At 39.7% G+C, this 544-nt stretch carries 1 protein-coding gene; it reads right to left on the reverse strand.

All coding sequences use genetic code 11. The features are described 5' to 3' along the window. Positions 1 to 14: 14 nt before the first annotated feature. A partial coding sequence (locus ACP7AK_RS15330) for an IS6-like element IS1006 family transposase (RefSeq protein WP_155860759.1) occupies positions 15 to 544 on the reverse strand: 530 nt, incomplete at its 5' end.

Below are 544 nucleotides of genomic sequence, written 5' to 3' on the forward strand. Positions count from 1 at the left end.
CCTTTAAAAAGTACTTAGAGACCGAAAACCCTGTTGATTAGACACACTTCACCCTGAGGCTGACCATAATAAAATGACGATGCTTGTCCTTTACGTAGTGCACGCATGACTTCAATACCTTTAATTGTGGCATAAGCCGTCTTCATAGATTTGAATCCTAATGTGGCCCTGATGATCCGCTTTAGCTTGCCATGATCACATTCAATCACGTTATTTTTATACTTAATCTGCCTGTGCTCAAGGTCTGGTGGACATTTACCTTCCCGTTTTAACCGTGATAAAGCACGTCCATATGTGGGTGCTTTATCCGTGTTGATCACTTGTGGAATTTGCCACTTCTTCACATTATTTAAAATTTTTCCAAGAAAACAATATGCTGATTTGGTATTACGTCTAGAAGAAAGATAAAAATCAATGGTATCGCCACGTTGATCGACTGCACGATACAGATAAGACCATCGTCCATTCACTTTTACATAGGTTTCATCAATATGCCACGAGCTCAGATCTGTAGGATTACGCCAATACCAGCGTAAACGTTTTT

This window comes from Acinetobacter sp. TWP2-2-3, from assembly GCF_049896445.1.
Taxonomy (GTDB): Bacteria; Pseudomonadota; Gammaproteobacteria; order Pseudomonadales; family Moraxellaceae; genus Acinetobacter.